The following is an 8154-nucleotide window of genomic DNA, read 5'->3' on the forward strand; positions in this document are numbered from 1 at the left end:
ATAAAGCGATACTGGCAGTTAATAACACAGGTTGGGTATTTTCTGTTTGGTTGAGACCTTCACCACTTTGCGCAATATGCCACAGATCGAATCCAAGCGCATCTGAAGCTTCCGCAAAGGTTTGCCCAACCCCACTAAACTGTTCTGCTAGTTCAGCAAGCATACCGACTTTTTGTGAACCTTGACCTGGAAACACAAACGCAGTTTTTGTGGCTAAAGCTACTTGTTCAAGACGTTTAGCAGACATAAGAAATCCTTTTTTGGGTTTTCACTCATTTCTGGAGCGGAAATTTAACATGTTATTTATATTTTTATAATTGCGAAAAACAACAAAAAAAGGGAGCTTTCGCTCCCATTTTTTCTATACTTAAGCATCACGCTTAATGCATATCATACAATTATTCAGCATCAGCTGCTTTAGCGAATAATTGACGACCACGGTAGAAACCGTCTTTAGTCACGTGGTGACGACGATGAGTTTCACCAGTTGCTTGGTCTACTGTTAATGCATTCTCGGTTAAAGCGTCATGTGAACGGCGCATGTCACGGCGAGAGCGACTTTTACGGTTTTGCTGAACGGCCATGATGGCTCCTTACAAAGATCGAAAAAATGGATCAGAACAAATTCAGTTGTCTTATCTCACAATTATATCACAAATTATGAGTTAAGTTTACCCTTCAAACCTGCCAAAACATCAAACGGGTTATCCCGTTTTTCTTCAACAACATTTTGAATGGTAGGTTGATGTTTATTTTCACAAGCATCATGCTTGGGAGATAAAGGCATCAACAATAACAGTTCATCTTCTAGTAATGCGAGCAAGTTAATCGAGGCTGGCGTATCATAATCACCTTTCGTCGAAGACTCACTTTCACCTAAAACGATGAAATCAGCATCCTCATCCAAGCGCTCTATCAGTGACTCATCATCCACTAATGCAATATGAAAGTCTAAGACAAGAGGCATTTCAACAGGTTCCAAACAACGTTGGCACTCCATTGGAACTATCGTGTCCATATGACCATCCATCCACACAATGCGATGATATGCATCCATTGATAGCTTACAGTCTATGTTGATCAATTGGTTATCAATTGATCCAACAGCTTCACGAGCGATACGAGCAAAGCGAGACAGGGGCAGTTGACCTGACCATGTAAAGCCTTGTTCAGCCCATTTAAACGGCTCAATCTGTGCCGGAAAGGTATTTGCTGACATAATTAAGGCGGCAATTCTACAAATTCATCGGTACTCTGTCAAAGATTAAGATACAATTTTGCACTTCTTTAGACAGAACTCGGGGTAAATTAAGCAATGCACCTGTTGCAGCCGCAACCTGAAGTTAACACTTCATTACTCGTTTGCACCCATTCAACTCATCAGAACACTCTTGTACCTGACATAGTGCAACTCTCACCATGGTCAAGCTCAAAATCGGAGTCTGAGCAAGTCGATTGGCTTATTTTACACTTTAATCACTGGTTTTCCCACCATAATGTGACATTAGTTCGTGGAGATTTTGAACCAGAATATTTCCCTGCAACAAATATGGAACCTGCCAAGATTCAATTTGCCCATGGTTTCTTTAATAGTGCCTTGCATGAAATTAGTCATTGGTCTATTGCAGGTGAAAAAAGACGTCTATTACCGGATCTAGGATATTGGTACGCTCCCGATGGCCGTACGCAAGAACAGCAAAGTCTATTTGAACAAGTAGAAATTAAGCCTCAGGCAATTGAATGGTTGTTTGCACAGTCTTTTGGTAGAAAATTTAGAGTCTCGCTTGATAACCTGACAGGTGATGGCGGAGATGGCAAAATATTTAAAGATAATGTCTATGCTCAAGTACAACGTTACTTTTCAGGTGAAGCCAAGTTGCCACGTGATGCAGCAGCATTTATTGGTTTTATTTGCCAATGTACACGTTCAGGCCTAGCATTACAATTAAATGAATTTAAACGTGAACTCCTTGATTAATTGACAAAAAAACCACGTTAATTACTTGCATAGGCTGTTTAAAAAGCCTAATAATTATTTTAACACTGGCGTGATGGAGTCTCTAAAATATGATGCATTTACATGTACATCCTGAAAATCCACAGCAACGCCTTATTAGCCAAGCGGTTGAACGCATTCGTGCCGGAGATGTTGTGGTTTATCCTACCGATGCAGCCTACGCGATTGGATGTCAAATCGGTAATAAAAATGCCATGGAACGTATTGCGCAGATTCGTGGTTTAGGACCTAAACATCAATATGCCATTATGTGCTGTGACTTATCAGATATTGCAACGTATGCAAAAGTTGATAATGCGACATATCGTTTATTGAAAGCGAATACCCCTGCTATAACGACATTCATTTTACCTGCAACAAGTGAAGTTCCTCGTAGGTTAATGCATCCTAAAAAGAAAACGATTGGCTTACGTATTCCAAGTAATCCAATTTGTCAGGCTTTATTACAAGAGCTTGGTGAGCCCCTACTTACGAGTACATTAATTTTACCGGGCCAAGAAGACCCTCTAGATGATCCTTACGATATAGAAAATCAGCTAGATAAACGAATCGATGTATTTATTGATGGTGGTTTCGGTACTTTAACAAGCACAAGTATTGTTGACTTATCGGGTGAGCATCCTGAAATTATCCGTCGTGGTATTGGCGATGTAAGTGCTTTTGAATAAGCACTTACAATTTTACCAATAGTTTTAAAAAAAGTATTATCACTCAAAAAAATACTCTTTATTTATTTTGGATTTTTTTTACACTTTAGTCGTTAAGTAATTTATTAAAAGGCACAATTCATTTAGAATGATTTTCACTATCTGCTGTTCTTCTGTTTACAGCTCTCTTTGACTTGAATAACAAGTCTCATGCTTTTGAAAATTCGCGTGGCTTATAATCGTAATGAATCAATCACTTCATCAATCCATGGAAGACGCTCCACACATCCGTGTTTTAGATGAGTGGCATGACAAGATTCCTGAAGATCTCTATATTCCTCCTGCTGCATTTGAGATTTTGCTCGAACAGTTTGAAGGTCCCCTAGATTTTTTAATTTATCTGATTCAAAAAAACGGTTTTGATTTAATTCACGTCGATATTGCGCCTATAGCAACTCAATATTTAACTTATATGGATAGTATGAAATCCTTAAATATTGAGTTAACCGCTGATTATATGGTGATGGCCGCTTTATTGGCAGATTTAAAGTCTCGCCTGCTTTTACCAAAGCCAACAATCATCAGTATTGAAAAAGACCCTAAACAAGAACTTATTGACCGACTTGAAACCTATCTACGTATCAAGCAAGCGGCTGAATGTTTGGGTCAAATGCCAATTCTTGAGCGTGATACATTCAGCGCAAATGTGAGCTTAGGTCATATTGCTCCTGTTTATGAAGGCTATGATATTTCAGCATTGCATGACGCATTGTTCTGTGTGTTTAACCGACCAGAACCTATTACGCATGTTGTAGCTCAAGAGCCTGTCTTACTAGAAGAACGCATTGCATATATTGAAGAGAAATTAGAGTCTGGTGACGTGTTAAGTTTTAAAGAATTACTCAATCCTCTGCAAGGTCGCATGGGAATGGTTGTGACATTTATGGCTGTTTTAGAGTTAACTCGACAACAGCGAATTAAAATTATTGCCTCAGGTATTGAAGCTCCGTTAGCAATTCAAGGATCTTCAATATGAGCTTTGAACAAAATAATACGGATTTGTCATTAGCTGACATCCATCACGAAGTCTTATTACAACTTGAAGCTATTATTTTTGCCAGTGAAGCGCCCGTTTCAATTGCCCGTTTAAAAGAAGCATTTAATAATCAATACAATAAACAACAGCTTCGTCAACTTTTACAACAGCTCGCGCTATTACAACATGGCCGATCTATTGAGTTGATTGAAACAGCGCAAGGGTTTCGCTTTCAGGTACGATCTAAATATCGTAGTATTATTGCTCAAATTTGGCCAGAGCGACCAACAAAACTGTCGCCTTCATTACTAGAAACCCTGGCTGTCATTGCTTATCATCAACCGGTTACCCGCGCTGATATTGAACAAATTCGTGGTGTGTCTAATAATAGTCAGATTCTTAGAACACTATTTGACTGGAACTGGATTAAAGAAGCCGGTTTTAGAGATTTACCCGGAAGACCCGCGTTGCTAATTACAACGCCTCAGTTTCTGAATGCTTTTGGTCTAGCATCGCTAGGCCAATTGCCTCCCCTACAGAACGCCAAGGAAGCCTTTATGGCTCTCGATGCAAATGCACCGAAATCATAAAGAGGTGGACTGTTGATCATTATGTCTAAGGTTGTGCTGTCATGAGTGAAAAATTGCAAAAAGTATTAGCGCGAATCGGATTAGGTTCCCGCCGATATATGGAAGAGGTTATTGCCGCAGGACGCGTGAGTGTAAACGGTCGTGTTGCCCAAGTGGGTGAGCGCATTGAACCAGGCGATGAATTACGCATTGATGGCCGTAAAGTTCAGTTTCAAATTGAAGACGAAATTCGTCGCCGTGTATTGATTTACTATAAGCCAGAAGGCGAAATCTGTTCACGTAATGATCCTGAAAAACGCCCGACTGTATTTGATCATTTGCCACAAATCGCGAATGACCGCTGGGTAATGGTAGGTCGTCTAGATATTAACAGTACTGGCTTATTACTATTTACAAATGATGGTGAGCTTGCTAACCGCTTAATGCACCCGTCAAATGAAGTTGAACGTGAATATGCTGTTCGAGTTATGGGTGAAGTAACACCTAAAATACGCCAAAACATGGTAAATGGCGTAGAACTTGAAGATGGCCCTGCTAAATTTGAATCTTTCTCGGAAATTGGCGGTGAAGGTATTAACCGCTGGTACCAAGTTGTGGTGAAAGAAGGCCGTAACCGTGAGGTTCGTCGTATTTTTGAATCACAAGAACTTAAAGTAAGCCGCTTATTGCGTACGCGCTACGGTACAGTTATTTTACCACGCGAATTACGTACTGGCCGCTGGATGGAACTCGATAAAACTGATATCGATAATCTAGCAAAATCTGTTGAGTTAAAACCACGTCAAGGTACAGGTTTATTTGGTATGGCAAAACGTCGTACTGACCGTATGACTGAAAAGCCAATGGCTGCTCGTCGTGGCGGTTACTTACGCCAACAACGTCGTGATGAAGAAAAAGAAGCTCCGGCTAACACGGGTAACCAACGTAAATCGACTGGTTTTAACCGTGGTTCTAAGAAGTTCTAAGATTTAATGATATAAAAAAACCGCTCAAATCAGAGCGGTTTTTTTATATCTTTTTTAATTTAATTCATTTTTTCCAGTTCAATCCATTCAGCTTGAGGGAAATGAACTGCTAAATAGTCTTTCAGATAGTTTGAAGTATCTTGAGAAATTAATGGATCTTTTGATTCATCTTTTAAGTTATAGACCAAAGCTTTTAATTTAAGGCCACGAGACTTAAGTGCTTCAAGACTAAGTAAAGTATGGTTAATACTTCCTAAACGGCCTGATGTTACCAAAATAACTGGGAACTGGTGCTGAGCAACATAATCAATGCTAAGCAGACTGGTAGTTAGTGGCACCATTAAGCCGCCCGCACCTTCTAACAATACAATTTCAAAACGCTCTGCCAATGTTTGCGTCGCATTTTCAATTTTTTGAAAATCAATTTCTCGGTTATCTAGGCGTGTTGCAAGATGAGGCGAAGCAGGATAGCTAAAAATTTCAGGCATAGTTAGCTTGTCATGATCTTCTTGAAACCAGCCCTGCCCCATAATTTCACGATGCTTTTCAATATCTTCAGAAATATCAGCATTACCCGTCTGAATGAGTTTTTGGGTAATCACTTTTTTACCCTGCTCAGTCCATAATTTTGCTAAAAAACCTGTAGCGTAGGTTTTACCAATGTCGGTATCAATCCCACTCACAAAATAGATCTGGCCACTCATTTACTTCACTCTCCGGGCAATACAATAAATCGGATGGTATGTTAGGGAATATCCCTCAGCGTACTTAAACCGATCATAATCTTGATAAAACTGTTGTAGAGTTTGCTTAGTCCAACGATGCTGAGCAGTTGCCGTTACTCCTGTTGCTTTTAAATGCTGTAACACGGCTTTAGGCGAATCAAAATAGAGCTGAGTTTCCGACTCTGACAAATGCAAAATCTCAAAACCAGCATGAGTTAAGGCACTATTCCAACTTTCAAATGACCAATAACTTAAGCCTTGGCCTGTCAGCTCTTTAATTTCCATTAAATTCTGAGAGCCGAATGTTGAGAAGCATAACCAGCCTTGATCAACTAAAGCCCCATTACAACGTTCGAGTAAACGCGGTAAATCCTGCATCCATTGCAAAGCAGAACCTGAAACAATCATATCGAGCTGCTGGGGAAACTCTAAAGTTTCAATATCCCCAATCAACCATTTCAGATTTTCTTGATGATTGAAGTGCTGCTGCACATCTGCATACAGATCATTCAAAATTAACTCTTCAATCTGAAAAGATGCAGTAATAAGACGAGTTAAATTGCCAGAACCACAACCGATTTCAAAAACACGTGACATCGTACTTGGGCAAAACTGCTTTAGTAAGCCCGTTAAATTTTGACAAATTTGTTTTTGAACAATTGCATGCTCTGAATAGCTTTGCCCAGCTTTGGCAAAACGCTGGGCAACCAAGTTTTTATTCAAACTCACAGAAAACTCACCAATTCTTCAAGCTCATGTTGCTGTACCATTGACGTTAAAGAAATACGCAAACGCGCACTATTTTTAGGTACTGTTGGTGGGCGTACAGGCATGGCATAAAAGCCGCTTTCTTGAACGTGTTTTGCCTTATCGATCGCAGCCTGACTTTCTCCAACAATAACTGGAACAATATGACTAGTCGACGGGCTTACATAACCCTTTTGTACAACGGCTTGTTGAAGATATTGGCTAATATTTTTTAAGTGTTCACGCTGAGGTTGAGCAACTAATACTTTTTGGAATATAAAGTTTACCCAAGCTACAATAATAGGAGGTTGAGAGGTCGTAAAAATAAGCGGACGCATTTTATTAATAAGATAGTCTTTAATAATTGGATCGCAAATAATGTAACCACCAACTGCTGCTAATGCTTTACCGAAGGTACCAACTAGAAAATCAATTTCCTGAATCACATTATATTGTTCAGCACATCCTAAGCCTTGCTGACCACGAGCACCAATTGAGTGTGCTTCATCGACATATAGCATGGTTTTAGCAAAACGTTTTTTAAGCTGGACTAATGCGGCTAAATCCGTTTCATCACCATCCATACTAAAAATACTTTCTGTGACCACAATGATTCGTTCAATCTTGTCATCATCATGATACTTTTGCAGAAGTTGTTCTAAGTGCTGTAAATCATTATGTCGATAACGCACATACTGCGCACCAGATAGACGTATACCGTCAATCATGCTCGCATGGACTAACTTATCTGCCAAAATTAAAGTTTTACTATCAGCAACAGCAGGCAAAATACCAATATTCATGTGATAGCCACTATTAAATAGCAGAGCCGACCGACCACCAAATGCTCTACTTAGGCTATTTTCCAACTGTTCATATTCATCAAAGTTACCTGTCAATAAACGGGCCGATGAAGAACTAAAATAGCTCCGCTCTAACGGCAAGCTATCTAAAAACTCTTGGCGAAGATTTAAATCAGCCGCCAGTCCAAGATAATCATTTGAAGCTAAGTTGAGCATTGTTTTATTTTGAATTGTAATAAAACGCCCATGCTGCACATTTTGGGTAAATTGTCTGAAATTACCTTGTTGTTTTAACTCATCTAGCTCGTTAGCAAAATGATCAAGCAATGACATCTTAATGTGCTCCCTGTAACGTTTTAACAACGTCAACCAATTGTTCAAGCAAATCACTTAGCTTTTGTTGAGTGATGACATACGGTGGCATCACATAAACCAGTTTGCCAAAAGGACGAATCCAAATTCCACGATCTACAAATTGTTGCTGTAAAGTTTTCATATCGACATTAAAGGTAAGTTCTACTACCCCAATTGCACCTAGCACTCGTACATCAGCAACATAATCAAGCTGACTTAAAGGCGTTAAATATTGGCTAAGTTGTTGCTCAATTCGCTTAATATTGGCTT

The 8154-nt window shown here is 39.5% G+C and carries 12 protein-coding genes; 5 read left to right on the top strand and 7 right to left on the bottom strand.

The genetic code is table 11. From position 1 onward, the window contains the following. The 3 genes from UC75_RS22075 to UC75_RS16095 form a co-directional block, all read right to left on the bottom strand. A partial coding sequence (locus UC75_RS22075) for an ACP S-malonyltransferase (RefSeq protein WP_416202224.1) occupies window positions 1–247 on the bottom strand: 247 nt, incomplete at its 3' end. Between the two features lie 151 nt (window positions 248–398). Continuing rightward, entirely contained in the window at window positions 399–584 is a 186-nt protein-coding gene (gene rpmF, locus UC75_RS16090; RefSeq protein ID WP_000290730.1) for a 50S ribosomal protein L32, read from the bottom strand. A 74-nt stretch (window positions 585–658) separates the two neighbouring features. Next, entirely contained in the window at window positions 659–1219 is a 561-nt protein-coding gene (locus tag UC75_RS16095) for a YceD family protein (RefSeq protein ID WP_004794216.1), read from the bottom strand. A 96-nt stretch (window positions 1220–1315) separates the two neighbouring features. On the opposite strand from UC75_RS16095, the gene UC75_RS16100 reads away from it, so the two are divergent. The 5 genes from UC75_RS16100 to rluB all read left to right on the top strand — a co-directional run bounded on the left by UC75_RS16100 (window position 1316) and on the right by rluB (window position 5255). Beyond that, complete coding sequence (locus UC75_RS16100) at window positions 1316–1978, top strand: elongation factor P hydroxylase (protein ID WP_049838165.1); 663 nt, start codon at window positions 1316–1318, stop codon at window positions 1976–1978. Window positions 1979–2067: 89 nt separating this feature from the next. Further along, the gene (locus UC75_RS16105) at window positions 2068–2685 is read left to right on the top strand and encodes an L-threonylcarbamoyladenylate synthase (RefSeq protein ID WP_004794219.1); all 618 of its coding nucleotides are present in this window, start codon (window positions 2068–2070) and stop codon (window positions 2683–2685) included. Between the two features lie 223 nt (window positions 2686–2908). Further along, window positions 2909–3700, top strand: a complete 792-nt coding sequence (locus tag UC75_RS16110; protein WP_049838166.1) for a segregation and condensation protein A — start codon at window positions 2909–2911, stop codon at window positions 3698–3700. Then, on the top strand, window positions 3697–4290 hold the full coding sequence (scpB, locus tag UC75_RS16115) for an SMC-Scp complex subunit ScpB (protein ID WP_004794223.1): 594 nt from the start codon (window positions 3697–3699) through the stop codon (window positions 4288–4290). Before UC75_RS16110 ends, scpB begins: the two co-directional genes overlap by 4 nt. Window positions 4291–4331: 41 nt before the next feature. Beyond that, window positions 4332–5255, top strand: a complete 924-nt coding sequence (rluB, locus tag UC75_RS16120; RefSeq protein ID WP_004794225.1) for a 23S rRNA pseudouridine(2605) synthase RluB — start codon at window positions 4332–4334, stop codon at window positions 5253–5255. A gap of 59 nt (window positions 5256–5314) precedes the next feature. Here the strand turns inward: rluB and bioD are convergent, their stop codons facing one another. From bioD to UC75_RS22080, 4 genes are all read right to left on the bottom strand, one after another. Further along, on the bottom strand, window positions 5315–5959 hold the full coding sequence (gene bioD, locus UC75_RS16125; protein WP_049838167.1) for a dethiobiotin synthase: 645 nt from the start codon (window positions 5957–5959) through the stop codon (window positions 5315–5317). Then, window positions 5960–6709, bottom strand: coding sequence for a malonyl-ACP O-methyltransferase BioC (bioC, locus tag UC75_RS16130; protein WP_049838168.1), 750 nt, complete (start codon window positions 6707–6709; stop codon window positions 5960–5962). Beyond that, complete coding sequence (locus UC75_RS16135; RefSeq protein WP_049838169.1) at window positions 6706–7863, bottom strand: 8-amino-7-oxononanoate synthase; 1158 nt, start codon at window positions 7861–7863, stop codon at window positions 6706–6708. Before UC75_RS16135 ends, bioC begins: the two co-directional genes overlap by 4 nt. Before the next feature lies 1 nt (window position 7864). Then, window positions 7865–8154: aminotransferase class III-fold pyridoxal phosphate-dependent enzyme (locus UC75_RS22080; protein WP_228137441.1), on the bottom strand; the 290-nt coding region annotated here is incomplete at its 5' end.

The organism is Acinetobacter sp. V2 (assembly GCF_001188385.1).
Taxonomy (GTDB): domain Bacteria; phylum Pseudomonadota; class Gammaproteobacteria; order Pseudomonadales; family Moraxellaceae; genus Acinetobacter; species Acinetobacter oleivorans.